Source organism: Zemynaea arenosa, from assembly GCF_004614185.1.
Taxonomy (GTDB): Bacteria; Pseudomonadota; Gammaproteobacteria; order Burkholderiales; family Burkholderiaceae_D; genus Telluria; species Telluria arenosa.
In genome coordinates this window covers 1-15,971 of the sequence record NZ_SPVF01000090.1, presented here as the reverse complement: position 1 = coordinate 15,971, position 15,971 = coordinate 1, and the positions used below count along the sequence as shown (strand labels likewise).

The window sequence follows — 15,971 nt, the reverse complement described above, 5'->3', positions numbered from 1 at the left end:
GCGCCGGCCTGCACGATCCGGCGGGCGTGGCGGCCGCCAGTGCGGCCCCGCCGGATGGCCAGGAGCAGCAGCCCGGCCGCCAGCAGGACGGCCATGCGCGGCTCGGGCACCTCGGCCGTGCTGATCTGGTTGAACGCCAGGCGGTAGTCATGGCCCGCCTGCAGATGGGGCGCGGCAACGGTGAGGTGCAGGGGGCCGGAGGCATATTCCAGCGCTTCGCCCGCCAGCGCCTCGAGCCTTCGGTTCAGTGCCGGCGGCTCTTCCAGGAGCACCGTGTCGCCGGTGGTGAGGTCGGTCAGGAAGATATCGAAGATCAGGGCGGCCTTGGCCACCGCGGACGCACCCGCGTCCACCTGGGCCAGGGCGAAGGCGGAGGCATCCAGGCTCCAGGTCAGGTCCGCACTCTCGCGCAGCACGAAGTGGAAGGTCGCGTCCACGAAGGCCGTGCTCAGGCTGGACCGGTCGTTGAACGAGGACGCCGCCAGGATCTGGGCCGCGCCGTCCTGGCGCTGGAGGTCGCCCCAGTTCTGCACGTGTATCTGGCTGTACGCTGTGTCACCGGACGGCGTTGGCGCGCTCGACATGGGGACGGGCGGCGTGGGACAGGCCTCGCCCGCGCACAGGAAGCTGTCCGGCTCCAGGGCCGGGAACACGAAGCGGAACAGGTCGCTGCCGTTGGCAGTGGCAAACAGGTTGCCGTTGCTGGACAGCGTGGCGGACACAAAGTCCGTGTCGGCAAACGGCGTGCCGTCGCCGCGCGTCAAGCGCAGGTTGCGCACGTCGATGCCTACGATGGCGGTGCCGCGCGCGCCATCCAGGCCATCGGCCCGGGCGGGTGGGACCGGAAACAGGCATGCTGAGCAGCACACGGACAGCAGCCAGATGCGAAACGTGGTCATGATGCACCTCGTGGGTGAAGGAAAACGCATTTAACATAGGGCGCGCTGCGGGCGCCAAATTTGGGCGGCGTCAGCAGTGCGCGAGGATTCCGCATACAATTTCCTGCATGACTTCCAGCGCCGCCGCCGCATCCCCCGCCTCCGACCGTTCCCATCTGATCTTCGGCCTCTCCATAGCCATACTAGGCGCCGTACTGTTTTCTACCAAGGCCGTGGTCGCCAAGCTGCTGTACCGCTACCACATTGACGCGATCACGCTGATCGCCTTCCGCATGCTGTTCAGCGTGCCGTGCTTCGCGGCCATTGCCGTGTGGAAGATGCGCACCGAAGCGCCGCTGAGCTGGCACGACCGCTGGAAGCTGATCTTCCTCGGCCTGATCGGCTACTACCTCTCGAGCCTCCTGGACTTCCTCGGGCTGCAATACATCTCGGTCGGCCTGGAACGGCTGATCCTGTTCCTCACGCCGACTTTCGTACTGCTGATGACCTCGGTCTGGCTGAAGCGCCACATCAGCCGCGCGCAATGGCTGGCCCTGCTGCTGTCCTACTGCGGCATCGTGCTCGTGTTCGTGCATGACCTGGCCGGTGGACAAGGCAGCACCGTCACGGGTTCCCTGATGGTGCTGGGTTCCGCGATCTCGTATGCGCTGTATCTACTGCTGACGGGAGAAATGGTCCAGCGCATCGGCACGCTGCGGCTGGTGTCGTATGCGATGACGGTGTCGTCGGTGGCCTGCATCGCCCAGTTCTTCCTGCTGCGGCCGGCGAGCCTGCTGATCCAGCCCGCACCGGTGTACTGGCTTTCGCTCGTCAACGGGGTTTTGTGTACCATCCTCCCTGTGTTCATGACGATGGCCGCGGTGCAGCGCATCGGCGCCGCCACCGCCTCGCAGGCCGGAATGATCGGCCCCGTTTCCACGCTATTCCTGGGCGCGCTGCTGCTGGGCGAGCCGATTACCGCTGTCCAGATCGCGGGCACCTGCCTGGTGCTGGCCGGCATCTACATGCTGTCACTGACGAGAAAGTGAATTCATGAAACCACGCATCGCACTCATCGCCCACGACAAGAAGAAGGACGACATCGTTACCCTGGCCGCAGAATACGTGGACTTCCTGCGCGGCTGCAACTTGATGGCCACCGGCACCACCGGCGGGCGCCTGGCAAACGAGCTCGGCCTGACCATCGAACGCAAGCATTCGGGCCCGTTCGGCGGCGACCTGCAGATCGGCGCGGAGCTGGTGATGGGCCACATCGATGCCGTCATCTTCCTGCGCGACCCGATGACGCCGCAGCCGCACGAACCGGACATCAACGCACTGGTGCGCGCCTGCGACGTGCACAACGTGGCCTGCGCGACCAATGTCGCCACCGCGCACCTGGTGCTGTCGCAGCTGCGCCAGGCCGTGCGCAAGTAACCTCAGGATTCAAGGAGCATCATCATGGCAAAGGCAATCCGCATCCGCGCGACCGGCGGTCCGGAAGTGATGGAGTACGTCGACGTGGACGTCGGCGCCCCCGGGCCCGGCGAGGCCCGCATCCGCCAGCACGCGATCGGCCTGAACTTCATCGACGTGTACTTCCGCACTGGTCTCTATCCGCAGCCGCTGCCGGCGGGGATCGGCATGGAGGGCGCGGGCGAGGTGGTGGCGGTGGGCGAGGGCGTCACGCACGTGCAGCCGGGCGACCGCGTGGCCTATGCGAGCCGCCCGACCGGTGCCTATGCGGACGAGCGCATCGTGCCCGCGGCGATCCTGGTCAAGCTGCCGGCTGCGATCTCCTACGAGACCGCGGCCGCCATGATGCTGCAGGGGATGACGGTGGAGTATCTGTTCCACCGCACCTACCCGCTCCAGGCCGGAGATACGATCCTGTTCCACGCCGCCGCCGGTGGCGTGGGGCTGATCGCCTGCCAGTGGGCGCGGGCGATCGGCGTGACCATGATCGGCACCGTGGGTTCGGACGAGAAGGGCGAGCTGGCCAAGGCGCATGGCTGCGCGCACGTCATCAACTACAACCGCGAGAACTTCACCGAGCGCGTACTGGAGATAACCGGGGGCCAGAAACTGCCGGTGGTGTATGACTCGATCGGCAAGGACACCTTCATTGGCTCGCTGGACTGCCTGCGCACGCGCGGCATGATGGTCAGCTTCGGCAGCTCTTCGGGCCCGGTGCCGCCCTTCTCGCTGCAGGAGCTGGCCTCGCGCGGCTCGCTGTTCATCACGCGGCCAACGCTCTTCAATTATGCGGACACGCGCGAGAACCTGGAGGCGATCGCCGGCCACCTGTTCGAGATGGTGGTGGCGGGCCATGTCAAGGTGGACATCAACCAGCGCTACCACCTCTCCGAGATCCAGCGCGCGCACCGTGAGATGGAAGGGCGTAAGACGACCGGCTCGTCCATCCTGCTGCCGTAATACTCCCTACCAGTATCCCGCTCATACGGCCCGGCTACGTAGCTCTACGTAGCCGGGCTTTTTTTTATTTCGCAACTACGTCGCAGTTCGACCTGCCCGGCAAACGGTCCCGCGCCGTCGAAGCCCCGCGTGCCGACACCGAGGCCGCCAAGCCGCCAATGCCTCGCGCGCGTGACCGTGGCGGCCGACAGCGCGCTCGCCGCTTCCGATGCCGTCCTGGCCGCTGATCAGGTAGCATTGTTCCCCGGCGCCGGGCGGCGGTTGGGAGCCCTGAGCCGGAGGAGCGACAACAATCACAAGAAAGGGACGCAGCACATGGAAGCACAGCGCAGTGACGCCAGCGGCAGCACAACGACGACAGGCACCCTGAACCTCAACAAGCCAGGCACGGTGCTGTTCGCGAGCCTGATCGGGACCACGATCGAGTTCTTTGACTTCTACATCTACGCCACCGCGGCGGTGCTGGTGTTCCCCAAGCTGTTCTTCCCCGCGTCGGACCCCACGGCGGCGATGCTGCAGTCGTTTGCCACTTTCGCCATCGCCTTCTTCGCGCGGCCGGTCGGCTCGGCGGTGTTCGGCCATTACGGTGACCGCATCGGCCGCAAGGCCACGCTGGTGGCTGCGCTGCTGACGATGGGGATATCGACGGTGGTCATCGGCCTGCTGCCGGGGTATGCGGCCATCGGCACACTGGCTCCGCTGCTGCTGGCGCTGTGCCGCTTCGGGCAGGGCCTGGGCCTGGGCGGGGAGTGGGGCGGGGCGGTGCTGCTGGCCACCGAGAACGCGCCGCCCGGCAAGGTGGCGTGGTACGGCATGTTCCCGCAGCTCGGCGCGCCGATCGGCTTCTTCCTGTCCGGCGGCACCTTCCTGCTGCTCAGCGAAACGTTGACCGACCAGCAGTTCTTCGATTTTGGCTGGCGCATTCCTTTCATCGCCAGCGCGCTGCTGGTCGGCGTCGGTCTGTATGTGCGGCTGAAGATCAGCGAAACGCCCGTGTTCCAGCGCGTGCTGGACCAGCAGGAGCGCGTGCGCGTGCCATCCGCGGCCGTGTTCCGCGAGCATGGCCGGGTGCTGGTGCTGGGCACTTTGATGGCGCTGGCGACTTTCGTCCTGTTCTACCTGATGACGGTGTTTGCGCTGAGCTGGGGCACCACCAAGCTGGGTTTCACGCGCCCGCAGTTCCTGATGCTGCAGCTGTTCTCCGTGATCTTCTTCGCGCTCACCATTCCGCTGTCGGCCGTGTGGGCGGACAAGCATGGCCGGCGTGGAACGCTGATCTGGGTGACGGTGGCGATCGGCCTGTTTGGATTCCTGTTCGGCCCCATGTTCGGCGCCGGAACCGCAGTGATGGTGGCGGCATTCATGTCCCTTGGCCTGGCCCTGATGGGCATGACTTACGGCCCGCTGGGCACCATGCTCGCCGAGCTGTTCCCGCCCGAGGTGCGCTACACCGGCGCCTCGCTGACCTTTAATTTCGGTGGCATCCTGGGCGCCTCGCTCGCGCCCTACCTCGCCACCTGGCTCGCCACCAACTACGGCATCGGATCGGTTGGCCTCTATCTGTTCGGTGCCGCCGCGCTCACGCTTATCGCCTTGCTGCTGGTGCGGCGGCGCTGACCAAGGCGGGCGTCACGCGTCGAGCGCTGGGGCGATACGCGCCAGCACGCCCGGCCAGCCCGCGCCCATGCCCGCGTGGGCCATTTTGCCCATCGGCGAACCAAGGTCAAAGCCGCGGTGCTCCAGCGACAGTCGGGTGCCGTCGCCTTCGGGGACGAGGCTCCAGGTGATGACGGTGTCCAGGGTATCCGGCGCAAAGGCGTAGGAAAGCAGCCGCTCCGGCTCCACCGCCAGCACTTCGCACGGCTGCTGTCCCCATTGACCCATGTCCAGCGTGAAGCGGTGCCCGACCACTGGCCGCACGTCGCCCGCCGCCCACCACTTGGCGTGAATTGCCGGATCGGTCAGCGCGGTCCACACCCGCGCCGGCGGATGCGGGATGAATTGGGTCATCTGGATCAGGCCACGTTCGGTGCTCATGGGGATTCCTCGTCAAGGGTGGCGCGCAGGGCGGCGAAGCGCTGCTGCCAGTAGGTTTCGAAGGGATGCAGCCATTGCGTGACTTCATCCAGCGCGCCCGGCTTGAGACGGTAGATACGCTGGCGGCCTTGCGCTTCCTCCACCACCAGCCCGGCCAGGCGCAGCAGCTGCAGATGCTCGGAGATCGCCGGGCGGTTCACCTGGAACTCCTCGACCAGCGACCCGGCCGGGCGCGGACCTTCGCGCAGCAGTTCCAGGATGCGCCGCCGGACCGGATTGGCAATGGCGGTAAAAACATCGGTGTTCGGCATGTCGCCGATCATACGTCGGAAAATTCCGACGCGTCAAGTGCAAAAAAAGCGTGCGGGGCCGACCGCACGCTTTCGCAGGAACAGCGGCTTACTTCGCGTTCTCGTCCAGCTTCAGTTCGATCACGCGCGCCTGGCCGTTCGGCCCGGGGAAGTCTTCGAAGGCGCTGCGCACCAGCGCCGGCATGATCCGGGGCGTCGACTCCTCGCGGCTCATGTTGCGCACGGTGACGTCCCACAGGCGCTGGTTGTCCTTCACCGAGGTCATCGACACCTGCAGCTCGCGCCGGAACTGGTGCTCGATGTGGCTGGAGTAATACCCGCCGCCCGTCCAGAATGGGTCGTAAAACGGGCCCCAGAAGCGGCGGCGCCAGCCGTAGTAGCCGTAGTAGTACGGCGGCGGATTGATCTGCACCACCTGCACCGGAATGTCGGTGGTCAGGAAGCGCATGTTGACGGTGATGGTCGGCGTTCCGCTGGCCCCGGCATCCTGGAACCCGAGGCGGGTCAGCTCGCCGCGCACCAGATTCTGGTAGCTGCGGAATTCCAGTGTGTCATCCGGCGCCGGCGGCGCCGCGAACACATAGGTCTTGTCGGCCAGGTTGGCGGGCAGCTGGGAAAAGGTCGTCACGTGGCTGCGGACGGTGGTGGCACAGCCGCCCAGCAGCAGGCTCAGGCCTGCGACAGCTGCGATCAAAAGGCGTTTCATGGCGCGCTCCAGGTGGGTTTCATTATGCGGAATCTCGGGCAGTCTCCAGTTTAAGATTCTGCACAATCGTCTGCATGGATTTTACAGTTTGTTACCCCGTGAACATAGGCGATACACGGTAGCGAGCGGCAACGGTGCGGCCAAGGCGGCTTGGTAAAATAGCCGTCTTCGCAACGATTCCGCCGAGACCGCCATGCGTACCGACATCCCGCAGACCATTTACCGGAAAGACTACCTTCCGCCCGCCTACCTGGTCGAGACCGTCGAGCTGGGCTTCGACCTGGACCCGGCCCGCACCATCGTCGCCAGCCGGCTGACCATGACGCGCAATCCGGCGAGCAAGCAGAAGCACATAGAACTGTATGGCGGCGAGCTGGAACTGGTGGCCCTGCGCCTGAACGGCCGCGCGCTGACTCGGCGCGACTACGAAATCAACGGCCACCTGATGCGCATCCCGAATGCGCCGGACGAAGTGGTGCTGGAGATCGAAACCATCATCAGCCCCGAGAAGAACACCACCCTCAACGGCCTGTACGTCTCGAACGGCAATTTCTTCACCCAGTGCGAGGCCGAAGGCTTCCGCAACATGACCTGGTTCCCGGATCGTCCGGACGTGATGGCGCGCTACACCGTGATGCTGCGTGCGGACAAGCAGAAGTACCCAGTGCTGCTCTCCAACGGCAACCTGGTGGAAGAGGGCGAGCTGCCCGACGGCCGCCACTACGCCAAGTGGGAAGACCCGTTCAAGAAGCCGAGCTACCTGTTTGCGCTGGTCGCGGCCCGGCTGGTGTGCCAGGAAGAGACTTTCAGGCTCGCCGACGGCCGCGACGTGCTGCTGCAGGTGTGGGTGGAAGAGGGGAACCTCGACAAGACCGACTACGCCATGCAGTCGCTGAAGAACTCCATCCGCTGGGACGAGGAGCGCTGGGGCCTGGAGCTGGACCTGGACCGCTTCATGATCGTCGCCGTGGGTGACTTCAACATGGGCGCGATGGAGAACAAGGGTCTCAACATCTTCAACACCAAGTTCGTGCTGGCCAACCCGCGCGTGGCCACGGACATCGACTACGCCGGCATCGAGGCGGTGGTCGGCCACGAGTACTTCCACAACTGGACCGGCAACCGCGTGACGTGCCGCGACTGGTTCCAGTTGTCGCTCAAGGAAGGCCTGACGGTGTTCCGCGACCAGGAGTTCAGCGCAGACATGATCGGCACCGACAGCGGCCGCGCCGTCACTCGCATCGACCAGGTGCGCACCCTGCGCCAGGCCCAGTTCCCCGAGGACGCGGGCCCGATGTCGCACCCGGTGCGCCCGGACTCGTTCGTCGAGATCAACAACTTCTACACCGTGACCGTGTACGAGAAGGGCGCGGAAGTGGTGCGCATGTATCAGACCCTGTTGGGCCGCGAAGGCTTCCGCAAGGGCATGGACCTGTACTTCCAGCGCCACGACGAGCAGGCCGTGACCTGCGACGATTTCCGCGCCGCGATGGCCGATGCGAATGGCCGCGACCTGGCGCAGTTCGAGCGCTGGTACAGCCAGGCCGGCACGCCGGTGGTGAAAGCCGAGACGCGCTACGACCCGGTCAAGAAGAGCTTCGAGATCACGCTCTCGCAGAGCTGCCCCGCCACGCCCGGCCAGCCGAAGAAGCAGCCTTTCCACATCCCGGTGGCCGTGGGCCTGCTGGGCGCCAAGGGGAACGACCTGCCGCTGACCGTGAACGGCAAGACGGTCGGCTCGACCACCATGGTGCTGGAACTGACCAAGGCCCGCCAGACCTTCAAGTTCGACGGCGTGCTGGAAGAGCCGGTGCCATCCCTGCTGCGCGACTTTTCGGCGCCGGTGGTGCTGGACTACGCCTACACGGACGACCAGCTGATCCACCTGTTCAACCATGACAGCGATGCCGTCAATCGCTGGGAAGCGGGGCAGCGGCTCGCCATGTCGCGCCTCCTGCGGCTCACGAAAGCGGTGAGCGAAGGCGGCACACTGGTGCTGGACGAGACCTTCATCGAAGCGATGCGCAAGGTGCTGCTGGACGAATCGCTCGACGCGGCCTTCCGCGAAGTGGCGCTGCTGCTGCCGTCCGAAACGCTGATCGCCGAGCAGTCCGAGGTCGTCGATCCGCAGGCCATCCACATGGCGCGCCAATTCATGCGCAGCGCCATCGGCCGCAAGCTGCAAAAGGATCTGATCGCGCAGATCAATGCCAACCAGACGCCTGGGGAATACAGCCCGGACGCCATTGCCGCCGGTAAGCGCGGTCTCAAGAATCTGTGCCTGGCCTACCTGGCCGCCGCCTTCCTCAACCTGGACCTGGCCGAGCGCCAGTTCGACAAGGCGACCAACATGACTGACCGCTTTTCGGCTCTGACGTCGCTGGTGCATGGCGAATCGTCCGAAGCGGAGCGCGCGCTGGACACCTTCTACAAGGACTTCGAAGGCGAGGCGCTGGTCATCGACAAATGGTTCGCGCTGCAGGCCAGCGCACCGCGCACCGACGTGCACAAGGTGCGGGAGCTCATGCAGCACAAGGCCTTCAATATCCGCAATCCGAACCGCGCCCGCAGCTTGCTCTTCAGCTTCTGCAACGGGAATCCGGCCCAGTTCGACGCGCCCGACGGCAGCGGCTACGCCTTCTGGACCGAGCAGGTGCTGGCCCTGGACAAGCTCAATCCGCAGGTGGCCGCGCGCCTGGCCCGTGCGCTGGACCGGTGGCGCCGCTACATGCCCGAGCAGCAGGACCGCATGCGCAGCGCGCTGGAACAGGTGTCCGCCTCCGGCAAGCTGTCCAACGACGTGCGCGAAGTCGTGACCAAGGCCCTGGCCAACTAAGAATTCCAACACTCCTGAAAGACATCCGATGAAACGTGTCAGCCTCACGCAGTACCTCGTTGAAGAGCAGCGCCTGAACAACACCATCCCCGCCGAGCTGCGGCTCCTGATCGAAGTGGTGGCTCGCGCCTGCAAGTCGATCGCGCATTCGGTCGGCAAGGGCGCGCTCGGCGATATCCTCGGTTCCGCGGACACCGAAAACATCCAGGGCGAAGTGCAGAAGAAGCTGGACGTGATCTCCAACGAGATCCTGCTGGAGGCGAATGAGTGGGGCGGCCACCTTGCCGCGATGGCGTCGGAGGAGATGGAGTCGATCCATCCAATCCCGAACCGCTATCCGAAGGGCGAGTACATGCTGCTGTTCGATCCGCTCGATGGTTCGTCCAACATCGACGTCAACGTCTCCATCGGCACCATCTTCTCGGTGCTGAAGGCACCCGAGGGCATGGGTGACCCAACCGAAGCGGACTTCATGCAGGCCGGCTCGAAGCAGGTGGCCGCGGGCTACGCGGTGTACGGCCCGCAGACCATGCTGGTGCTGACCACCGGCCATGGCGTGAACTGCTTCACCCTGGACCGCGAGATGGGGTCATGGGTGCTGACGCAGCGCGACATGAAGATCCCATCGGCCACGAAGGAATTCGCGATCAACATGAGCAACCAGCGCCACTGGCATCCGCCGGTGCAGCGCTACGTGAGCGAGCTGCTGGCCGGGGCCACCGGCCCGCGCGGCAAGGACTTCAACATGCGCTGGATCGCCTCGATGGTGGCGGACGTGCACCGCATCCTGAACCGCGGCGGCATCTTCATGTACCCGGCCGACCTGCGCGACACCTCCACGCCGGGCAAGCTGCGCCTGATGTACGAGGCCAATCCGATGGCCTTCATCGTCGAACAGGCGGGCGGCGCGGCCACCGACGGCGTGCGCCGCATCATGGACATCGCGCCCGAAAAACTGCATCAGCGGGTGCCCGTGTTCCTCGGGTCGAAGGAGGAGGTGGAGGTCGTCACGGGCTACCACCAGGCCTAGTCCAGGCCGGATATGTGCAGATTCAATTGGTTGCGTGGTTCCAATAGACTCTGCTAGAATACCCGCTCTTTGAGCCGCTGTAGCTCAGTCGGTAGAGCAGCGCATTCGTAATGCGAAGGTCACCAGTTCGATTCCGGTCAGCGGCACCATTGCCTAAAATCAAGTAGTCTCAGTAAGTCTTCAAAAGCCTCGTTTCTCCTATGAGAACCGGGGCTTTTTTGTTTGCGGAAATCGCGCGACAACTCACAAAAGCGCGCGGTAATGTGGGTACAAATGCCGTAACACATGGCATGCCGCGAATCTTGTACCCGCAGCGGGGTGAGCAATGGCTCTGACAGATGTCTTCGTGCGGACTGCCCGGCCGGGCGATCCCAAGGCAGGGGAAAAACATGCCGATGGGCGTGGACTCTACCTGCATCTGCTCGGGACGTCGAAGTACTGGCGCTTTCGTTACCGCTACCTTGGAAAAGAGAAGGTCCTTGCGTTAGGTGTCTATCCGGACGTGTCGCTGGCGCAGGCGAGGCAGCGGCGCGATGCCGCGCGCAAGCTGCTAGCCGAAGGTCGGGATCCGATGGCGGTCCGGCGCGAGGAGAAGCTCGAACGCGAGCTGGCAGCGGGTGACACGTTTGAATTCTTCGGCCGGCAGTGGCTCGCGCGGTTGGCGCAGGACCGTCGTCCTTCGACGGTGAAGAAGATGCGCAACTGGCTCGAACACGAGGTCTTCCCGATGATCGGCGCGATCCCGATCCGCGAGCTACGTCCACGTGATGTGCTGCTGGTGGCGCGGCGATTTGAAGATCGCGGTGCGCTCGAATCGGCCCACCGCATCAAACAGCTGTGTGGCCAGATTTGCCGCTACTGCTTGGCGATGGACGTGGTGGAGCGTGACGTTACGCGTGATCTGCACGGTGCTCTCCGCACGCCGAAGGTCGTCAGCCACGCAGCGCTGATCGAGCCGCGCGATGTCGCAGTCCTCATGCGACGCATCCACGGGTACCAGGGCTTTGCACCGGCGGTGGCGGCGCTGAAGCTTGCGCCTCTGGTGTTTGTCAGGCCGGGGGAGCTACGGACTGCTGAATGGTCCGAGTTCGATCTGGATGCCGCGGAGTGGCGCATACCTGGGCGCAAAATGAAGATGGGGGTCGATCACGTCGTGCCTTTGGCGACGCAAGCGGTCCGCATCCTGCGCGACCTGCACAAGGTCACTGGTCACGGCAAATGGGTCTTCCCGAATGTGCGCAACGCACACGAGTGCATGAGCGAGAACACCATCAACGCAGCGCTGCGCGGCATTGGCTACGCCCACGACCAGATGACGGGGCACGGCTTCCGTGCCATGGCGCGGACGATGCTGGACGAGATACTAGGGGAGCGCGTCGACTGGATCGAGCACCAGCTGGCGCACGCTGTCCGAGATCCAAACGGACGGGCCTACAATCGAACCGCACACCTGGCCGGGCGACGCGAGATGATGCAGCGCTGGGCCGACTATCTCGATCGTCTCCGGCTCACCGGCTAGTGAAGTTAGTGAGCGGTCGACTTGCGCGGCAATCGCTCGCGCATGCGTCGTGTGATCCAGCCTTCGACTTCATGTTTGACCCACGCAGACGCTCGTCCGCCAATCTTGACTGGCGAGGGGAACGTCCCGGCTTGCACTTGCCGGTACAGCGTCGCGCGGGACAGTCCGGACACGCGCATGACATCCTTCAGCCGCATGAGCGCTGGCGTGTCGTCGCGCGGGTGCGCGCGTCGTTCGATCATTGGTGTGTTCATGGGAGACCTCCTGCTCATGACGGTAGTCGTTGGCGAACGCACCGCTGTTGATGAGACTCGATCCGCTCCCGCGTGAATCCCCGCTCGATTTGAGGGGGAATTCTGCGTTAGCACGATGCACCGATCTGGCAGAATGGACGAGGCAAACCCCGGCGGGATCGCCCCGCCACTTCTTGGGATCGGCCCAAGCGTTGCGCTCGTAACGCGCCTTCTCGATAGCTAGTCAAGAACCGGCTGACACTCCAGGCAGCATCAACTGCCACTTCAGCACCGCGGTTGCGAACGACGCACCGCGCTCCCAGTCCGCAGGCCACGAGCCTGCTTTCCATCTACCCTGCTCGAAGCGGGCGATAGCACGCACGAGGCGTACTTCTCCTTGTGGCCACGTGCGCATCCCGCGCGTCGTTACTGGCGGCCCGGCTGCCAGTGACGACGCGCTATCGCTAGCGTCCTGCTTCGCAAGCAGGGTGATTGCAGCAAGTGACGACGGTAAGTGACGAGCTTCGACCTCGCGCTTGCCGGGCTCACTGAACCTGCTTGCCGTCCCCTTGCTCCCTCGGGAGCCGACTCGTGCACAAGGTGCACTCCATGGACCCTGGGTTATTGGTCCCCGCTGTCCGGCCCCGCCGGCAGCGGCGCCACACATGCATGCGGCGTGGGCAAGCAGTGCAGCAGTTCCGCATACACGGGAGTGGTGTCCCGAGGCCTTCAACTCCCCGTCTCGTTCAGGCGAGCCGGGCGGCCAAAAACACTAACCGGACATTTCTACACCGACGTTGTTTCATCGCGAACGCATCACCACCGCATCAGTAGACCTCGCTGTTGCCCCCTGAATAACAGCCGCGTACACTGAGCAATTTCAATGGTCCGCTATCGGCGTGGATTCAACCATATGCTGAACGCACTCCTTCTGCCGGATTGATAATAAAAGAGATCCTAGTAGCCTCTAAGCCCTTATGAATGAATATCTTAAGCAGCAGCTCGGCGAATCCTTCGCCGTCGTTGATACCTGCCTGGCTTGCATTTACAGAGGCGATTTACATATGTATCGACCGTTAGCTGGGCAACTTCGTTTGTTGCTATGTGATACACAACGTATGGCTGACAACTCCCTTATCCGTCGAGCATACCCAAATCTTAAAGTCTCTGCGATCGCACAAATAGAATGGTCAGCTGAGAAAAGTGGCGAGGTTCACCTAGACAAAACTGAAGCTGCGATAAATCGTATAGCTCAGATGCCATTTGAGATTTCTGCATATGAAAATGGTTTAGTTATTGCTGACGTACTTGTTGATAAGGAACGAATGCTACCAATTCAAGAGTGGGGGGAGCAACGCCTGTCGTTTGATCCAGTAAGACTCTCTATCCGCCGGGTTATTCGGGAAGTGGCAGATAAAGGGGGCGGCGCGCATGTGGACTCATCGGCATCCGCAGAGTTGCGCCTCATGTATCAACGGACGCCACATGGCGCTACATATGCCGAATTGTTCGTTATCGCAATCGGGCGATTCGTTCAGCGTATTGGCGAACACTTATTCAAGTACCAGGGCTGTCGGGTCCCTGAAAACATCACCTCTGCACAACACGAGAAATATAGGCTGCTCGTTGCCGCTCATCAGATGGATGTGGCAGAACCTTGACGACCGACTGTGCGAACTTACCCGATAAGTCGTTAGCCGGCGATCCGCTCCGCTTTCGTTCTCTTTTGTGCGAGGAAAACGCGCACGCTCATCAATCGCCGGCGACAAAGTAGGTCATTCTCCAGCCATCAGATGTGTACTTGAATCCGGCTCTGTAGTGGTACCCGGCGTTCGGTGGGCATTGGATTGTGCGCGTGTCTCTTATGAAGGCACATTTTTGACCCGTCACACGGTAAAGCTCACGCATTGCCTCGGGATCGCGTTTCCACGCTGCGATGGCTTGGTCAGCATCGCCATCGCCGCCGAAGCTCCACAGGAAATCGCTGACCATCCATCTTTTCAGTTCGACGAAGTCCTTTCCCTTAGCCGCTGCCCGCACGGCAAGGATTGCGCGGTGGCCTTCTGGTGGAATCGGAGAGTCCGCCATTGAGGCTGATGAGCCGGAGTGGAGGGAAAGGAGGAACAGCGATGGGAACATCCTGAGCTCCTATCAGTTGAACTGAAAATGGAAATGATTGTCATGCTTCTCACGCGGCTTCACTCCTGGGATTTTCAGGTCATTGAAGAAGATAGTGGTCGAGCCCGGCGCATGTGTACGAAAGATGGCGATCAGGGTCGCGGTGGCGTCACGGTCGTATTCGGACTCGGTATAGCTGACGGGGGCGCGAGCGCCATCCTTTCGTAAGGGACGGACGTCGACTTCCAGTCCCGACTTGTGCGAGTCGTGGCCGAAGGGCAGGCCATTGGCAACGCTGATGTTGCCGATCCCGAACTTCCGAGTATCGACTGCTTGCCATTCCCGTTCAACCTTGAGTAGCAGAGTAAGCAGTCTTGGGTGAGCGTATTGAGCGGCACCTGAGCCAGGCGTTCCATAGACGTAGTAGCCCGAATCTTCGGGTGCCTGCGGGAGCATGAAGAGGCCTCTCCCATCTTTCGGTTGGATCGGGACAGACATGATCAATCCTCAGGCGATCCGGTTGCTCGCCAAATCCCAACCCCCAGAGGTGTTCCCACCTGAGCCGCCGCCGACCTTCTGCTGCGTGTACTTCCACCGCACCTTCGAGAACTTGAGGCCCACCGAATCATGCAGAACGTCGCCTTCATGTACAGATTGGTTGACGCTGCCAATGAGTACGTTTTCGAGCTCGACTTCGTAATACCTGATCCGCTCACCTTGGCCATCTGCGCGTAAGAACTCCAGCCGCGCCTTTGGAATCGTGCGGCCCGCGGCACAATTCTGCATCAGTATCGGTGACGCAAGGTCGGCCATCTTCGTGATCGAGATGCTTCGGATATCACAGCGCTCTGCGGTATGACCACCAGCCGTCGAGCTGGTCGCGCTCTTCGGCTGCGACACGCCCCACTGGGCTGAAGTACACTCGATCCAGCCTTGATGTGCGTGGTCCGTCGATTCACCTTTGATGCCATCGATTTGAAGGTACACGTCGATCGCCATTCTGGTCTCCATGAGGAAGTGTTGAGACCGTCTAATGATGAGATCGACGAGCGGCGCACTATTGAGCTAGCTCAAAGGTTTGACGCACATCAGGCAACACTCGGAGCAAGCGCAAAAGACGAGTTGGCGGGGTCTACAGAAGAGTTCCGGAATCGCACTGATTCCAATTTGCAAGAATCGGGTACCTCTGCGGGTATAAGATATTGAACACAGCAGTGACGCCCCGAAGTTGCATTCCGGTCAGCGGCACCAGAACACCAAGAACAAGCAGTACTTGTCTTTCAAGGCCCACTCCGTCAGGACGTGGGCTTTTGTTTTTTCGGCGCCGACTTCCCGCCGCACAGTTTGGTACAAAGCCGGGAACGCGTGGAAGCTCGTCAGCATCAGCGACGCGAGCGCGAAGCCTTGATCCGCTGGCGTTGTGCTTCCAGCGACCGGCGCGCGGGCGCGCGCCGTAGGCCGGAAACGCCCGCGCTTCAATTCGGCCGCGTCACGCTGTCCAGTATTACCCGCGCCTGCTTGGCCTCGCACGGGATGGTGACCTGCACCATGTCCGAACCCACGCAGGAATAGCCGTCGCCCTGGAAATAGAAATTCGTGCCTTTGACGCCGATGTTGCCCGGGCAGTAGACGGTGAAATGCACGGCGATCTTCCCGGCCTCGTCTTCGCTCCCGCGCGGCAGGACCCCGCCGACCCGCACATCGTCGCGGCCGCACGCCTTGACTCCCATCTGGATCCGCGTGCGCAGCGCTGACAGGTGGTTGCGGTCGGCCTGCTCCTTCTGCTGGCGCTGGCTGGCTTCCGCGGCCCGGCGCTGGGACTCCTCGGCGCGGCGCTGGCTCTCCGCGCGCGCGGCCGCCTCGGCGG

17 protein-coding genes and 1 tRNA gene are annotated in these 15,971 nt (G+C 63.1%); 9 read left to right on the top strand and 9 right to left on the bottom strand.

The window, feature by feature from the left end; genetic code table 11:
• On the bottom strand, positions 1-899 hold an 899-nt coding region (locus E4L96_RS06465; protein WP_135206398.1), incomplete at its 3' end, for a hypothetical protein.
• Positions 900-1,006: 107 nt separating this feature from the next.
• Here E4L96_RS06465 and E4L96_RS06460 point away from each other — a divergent pair.
• From E4L96_RS06460 to E4L96_RS06445, 4 genes are all read left to right on the top strand, one after another.
• On the top strand, positions 1,007-1,927 hold the full coding sequence (locus E4L96_RS06460) for a DMT family transporter (RefSeq protein WP_135206397.1): 921 nt from the start codon (positions 1,007-1,009) through the stop codon (positions 1,925-1,927).
• A gap of 4 nt (positions 1,928-1,931) precedes the next feature.
• Positions 1,932-2,315 carry a methylglyoxal synthase gene (locus E4L96_RS06455; protein WP_135206396.1) on the top strand — a complete coding sequence of 128 codons (384 nt, stop codon included), beginning with the start codon at positions 1,932-1,934 and terminating at the stop codon, positions 2,313-2,315.
• 24 nt (positions 2,316-2,339) lie between these two features.
• Positions 2,340-3,314: a quinone oxidoreductase family protein gene (locus E4L96_RS06450; protein ID WP_135206395.1), complete on the top strand. Its 975-nt coding sequence runs from the start codon at positions 2,340-2,342 to the stop codon at positions 3,312-3,314.
• A 315-nt stretch (positions 3,315-3,629) separates the two neighbouring features.
• Positions 3,630-4,931: an MFS transporter gene (locus E4L96_RS06445; protein WP_135206394.1), complete on the top strand. Its 1,302-nt coding sequence runs from the start codon at positions 3,630-3,632 to the stop codon at positions 4,929-4,931.
• 12 nt (positions 4,932-4,943) lie between these two features.
• Here the strand turns inward: E4L96_RS06445 and E4L96_RS06440 are convergent, their stop codons facing one another.
• From E4L96_RS06440 to E4L96_RS06430, 3 genes are all read right to left on the bottom strand, one after another.
• Positions 4,944-5,351 (bottom strand): SRPBCC family protein, encoded by a 408-nt coding sequence (locus E4L96_RS06440; protein WP_135206393.1) that lies wholly within the window; start codon positions 5,349-5,351, stop codon positions 4,944-4,946.
• Positions 5,348-5,662 carry an ArsR/SmtB family transcription factor gene (locus tag E4L96_RS06435; protein WP_135206392.1) on the bottom strand — a complete coding sequence of 105 codons (315 nt, stop codon included), beginning with the start codon at positions 5,660-5,662 and terminating at the stop codon, positions 5,348-5,350. The genes E4L96_RS06440 and E4L96_RS06435 overlap by 4 nt, the downstream gene beginning before the upstream one ends.
• A gap of 88 nt (positions 5,663-5,750) precedes the next feature.
• Positions 5,751-6,368, bottom strand: a complete 618-nt coding sequence (locus E4L96_RS06430) for a DUF4136 domain-containing protein (RefSeq protein ID WP_135206391.1) — start codon at positions 6,366-6,368, stop codon at positions 5,751-5,753.
• Between the two features lie 193 nt (positions 6,369-6,561).
• Here E4L96_RS06430 and pepN point away from each other — a divergent pair, with 193 nt between their 5' ends.
• From pepN to E4L96_RS06410, 4 genes are all read left to right on the top strand, one after another.
• A complete protein-coding gene (gene pepN / locus E4L96_RS06425) occupies positions 6,562-9,204 on the top strand; it encodes an aminopeptidase N (RefSeq protein ID WP_135206390.1) in 2,643 nt (880 codons plus the stop codon).
• Positions 9,205-9,232: 28 nt separating this feature from the next.
• Positions 9,233-10,234, top strand: coding sequence for a class 1 fructose-bisphosphatase (locus E4L96_RS06420; protein WP_135206389.1), 1,002 nt, complete (start codon positions 9,233-9,235; stop codon positions 10,232-10,234).
• 73 nt (positions 10,235-10,307) lie between these two features.
• Positions 10,308-10,383, top strand: a tRNA-Thr gene (locus tag E4L96_RS06415).
• 176 nt (positions 10,384-10,559) lie between these two features.
• Positions 10,560-11,753: a tyrosine-type recombinase/integrase gene (locus tag E4L96_RS06410; protein WP_135206388.1), complete on the top strand. Its 1,194-nt coding sequence runs from the start codon at positions 10,560-10,562 to the stop codon at positions 11,751-11,753.
• A gap of 5 nt (positions 11,754-11,758) precedes the next feature.
• Here E4L96_RS06410 and E4L96_RS06405 read toward each other — a convergent pair whose 3' ends face one another.
• Complete coding sequence (locus E4L96_RS06405; protein ID WP_220433399.1) at positions 11,759-12,007, bottom strand: helix-turn-helix transcriptional regulator; 249 nt, start codon at positions 12,005-12,007, stop codon at positions 11,759-11,761.
• A 956-nt stretch (positions 12,008-12,963) separates the two neighbouring features.
• On the opposite strand from E4L96_RS06405, the gene E4L96_RS06400 reads away from it, so the two are divergent.
• Positions 12,964-13,647 (top strand): hypothetical protein, encoded by a 684-nt coding sequence (locus tag E4L96_RS06400; protein ID WP_135206387.1) that lies wholly within the window; start codon positions 12,964-12,966, stop codon positions 13,645-13,647.
• A gap of 91 nt (positions 13,648-13,738) precedes the next feature.
• Here the strand turns inward: E4L96_RS06400 and E4L96_RS06395 are convergent, their stop codons facing one another.
• The 4 genes from E4L96_RS06395 to E4L96_RS23580 all read right to left on the bottom strand — a co-directional run.
• A complete protein-coding gene (locus tag E4L96_RS06395; RefSeq protein WP_135206386.1) occupies positions 13,739-14,125 on the bottom strand; it encodes a hypothetical protein in 387 nt (128 codons plus the stop codon).
• Positions 14,126-14,137: 12 nt separating this feature from the next.
• Positions 14,138-14,602 (bottom strand): penicillin-insensitive murein endopeptidase, encoded by a 465-nt coding sequence (locus E4L96_RS06390; protein WP_135206385.1) that lies wholly within the window; start codon positions 14,600-14,602, stop codon positions 14,138-14,140.
• A 9-nt stretch (positions 14,603-14,611) separates the two neighbouring features.
• A complete protein-coding gene (locus E4L96_RS06385; RefSeq protein WP_135206384.1) occupies positions 14,612-15,103 on the bottom strand; it encodes an Hcp family type VI secretion system effector in 492 nt (163 codons plus the stop codon).
• A 476-nt stretch (positions 15,104-15,579) separates the two neighbouring features.
• Positions 15,580-15,971: hypothetical protein (locus E4L96_RS23580; protein WP_167758614.1), on the bottom strand; the 392-nt coding region annotated here is incomplete at its 5' end.

Excerpts from the sequence above, each read along its gene's own strand:
- E4L96_RS06460 (WP_135206397.1), top strand. The coding sequence starts at position 1,007 with ATGACTTCCAGCGCCGCCGCCGCATCCCCCGCCTCCGACCGTTCCCAT.
- E4L96_RS06455 (WP_135206396.1), top strand. The coding sequence starts at position 1,932 with ATGAAACCACGCATCGCACTCATCGCCCACGACAAGAAGAAGGACGAC.
- E4L96_RS06450 (WP_135206395.1), top strand. The coding sequence starts at position 2,340 with ATGGCAAAGGCAATCCGCATCCGCGCGACCGGCGGTCCGGAAGTGATG.
- E4L96_RS06445 (WP_135206394.1), top strand. The coding sequence starts at position 3,630 with ATGGAAGCACAGCGCAGTGACGCCAGCGGCAGCACAACGACGACAGGC.
- E4L96_RS06440 (WP_135206393.1), bottom strand. The coding sequence starts at position 5,351 with ATGAGCACCGAACGTGGCCTGATCCAGATGACCCAATTCATCCCGCAT.
- E4L96_RS06435 (WP_135206392.1), bottom strand. The coding sequence starts at position 5,662 with ATGCCGAACACCGATGTTTTTACCGCCATTGCCAATCCGGTCCGGCGG.
- E4L96_RS06430 (WP_135206391.1), bottom strand. The coding sequence starts at position 6,368 with ATGAAACGCCTTTTGATCGCAGCTGTCGCAGGCCTGAGCCTGCTGCTG.
- pepN (WP_135206390.1), top strand. The coding sequence starts at position 6,562 with ATGCGTACCGACATCCCGCAGACCATTTACCGGAAAGACTACCTTCCG.
- E4L96_RS06420 (WP_135206389.1), top strand. The coding sequence starts at position 9,233 with ATGAAACGTGTCAGCCTCACGCAGTACCTCGTTGAAGAGCAGCGCCTG.
- E4L96_RS06410 (WP_135206388.1), top strand. The coding sequence starts at position 10,560 with ATGGCTCTGACAGATGTCTTCGTGCGGACTGCCCGGCCGGGCGATCCC.
- E4L96_RS06405 (WP_220433399.1), bottom strand. The coding sequence starts at position 12,007 with ATGAACACACCAATGATCGAACGACGCGCGCACCCGCGCGACGACACG.
- E4L96_RS06400 (WP_135206387.1), top strand. The coding sequence starts at position 12,964 with ATGAATGAATATCTTAAGCAGCAGCTCGGCGAATCCTTCGCCGTCGTT.
- E4L96_RS06395 (WP_135206386.1), bottom strand. The coding sequence starts at position 14,125 with ATGTTCCCATCGCTGTTCCTCCTTTCCCTCCACTCCGGCTCATCAGCC.
- E4L96_RS06390 (WP_135206385.1), bottom strand. The coding sequence starts at position 14,602 with ATGTCTGTCCCGATCCAACCGAAAGATGGGAGAGGCCTCTTCATGCTC.
- E4L96_RS06385 (WP_135206384.1), bottom strand. The coding sequence starts at position 15,103 with ATGGCGATCGACGTGTACCTTCAAATCGATGGCATCAAAGGTGAATCG.